This is a genomic window from Polaromonas sp. P1_G2 (assembly GCF_056405515.1).
In genome coordinates, this window is record NZ_JBFUBY010000526.1 from 1 (window position 1) to 1131 (window position 1131).

Annotated in this window: 3 protein-coding genes; 2 read left to right on the forward strand and 1 reads right to left on the reverse strand. The window is 58.5% G+C overall.

Annotation, left to right across the window (positions count from 1 at the left end; all coding sequences use genetic code 11):
- Both AC1D0P_RS25900 and AC1D0P_RS25905 read left to right on the forward strand, forming a co-directional pair.
- Positions 1 to 297 (forward strand): winged helix-turn-helix transcriptional regulator (locus tag AC1D0P_RS25900; RefSeq protein WP_477679345.1); only part of this gene is annotated, 297 nt, incomplete at its 5' end.
- 149 nt (positions 298 to 446) lie between these two features.
- Positions 447 to 551: a hypothetical protein gene (locus AC1D0P_RS25905; protein ID WP_477679347.1), complete on the forward strand. Its 105-nt coding sequence runs from the start codon at positions 447 to 449 to the stop codon at positions 549 to 551.
- Between the two features lie 155 nt (positions 552 to 706).
- On the opposite strand, the gene AC1D0P_RS25910 is transcribed toward AC1D0P_RS25905, so the two are convergent.
- A partial coding sequence (locus AC1D0P_RS25910; RefSeq protein WP_477679346.1) for a LysR substrate-binding domain-containing protein occupies positions 707 to 1131 on the reverse strand: 425 nt, incomplete at its 5' end.

A 1131-nucleotide genomic window follows, 5' to 3' on the forward strand; every position in this document is an offset into this window, starting at 1 on the left:
GAGCGCCGACCCTACAACGACAGGCCCCTGCGCCACGAGTACCACCTGACCGAGATGGGAAAGGACTTTTATCCTGTCTTTCTGGCCCTACGCGCTTGGGGAGAGACCTGGTGCAAGTCCGATGAAGAAGAAGTCGCGATTCAATACACGCACATTCCGTGTGGCCAGGATCCAGGCTTGGGTCCCACCTGCCTAGCGTGCGGAGAGGTGATGCGCAGGGAAAATCTGTCCGCCAGGCTGAGCGGATCGTTCGGCGCCGAACGGCAGGCACGAATGGAAGTCTTCAAAAGTTGCTAGAGATCGCTGCGCTGTTTGCGCCTGCTGGCCTTGCCAGTTAATGCCTAACTGCTGCCGCGGGCTGAATCTTGACAGCGAGACTGTCAATTTTCCGTCGGCGGCAACACAGCAAATTCCGGGGCACTGGGGATTTGACGGCCCCACCATTGGTGGCTGCGGCCGGGGACTTCTCGATATTCAAATTCGGCCGTCAGTTTGYCTCTTGGGTCGGATTGACGCCGCGGCAGGTGGGTACCGGGGTTACCTGCCACTGAAGGCGCCCAAGCGCATTCGCGGTGTGTTGGCCCAAAAGCCCGTGTAATCCCGATGACTCATGATTCCGGAACAGCAGCGCCTCCTGCATACGCTGGCGCGGCAATTGGCTATTACGCTGGAACGGGTGGCCGGAATGGGGGAACTTCTGCCTGGCCTACCGCCTAGAGGCACCTTTTAGAGAATCTGCGATCAGGAGCGCAGCACGAGTCGGCCCATTGGGTGGGTACCAGWGCGAAAGAGTTGCATTCGGCAAATCCGGAAGGGAGGCTTCCGCACCAATGTCTCTTAAGCCTGGTGACAGATCGCTACGAGGCAGGGTCAATATTCCAAGTCCCATCCGAGCGGCGGTCAGGCAACTGCTGAAACTGGGACTCATGCATGCAAGACGCCAAGATGTTCTTCTTGCGGCAAGTGCGGAGATCGCCGCCGACCTGTAGGGACACGGTTCCGGTTGAAAGATCATGGGCAAAGGACCGGCCGGAGGAAGCGGGGCGGTGTCGCAATAACCCCATACCAGACTCTCGCTCCATAAGGAATCTGCAACAGAATCACCACCACAATGAACACCGAGGACAACAT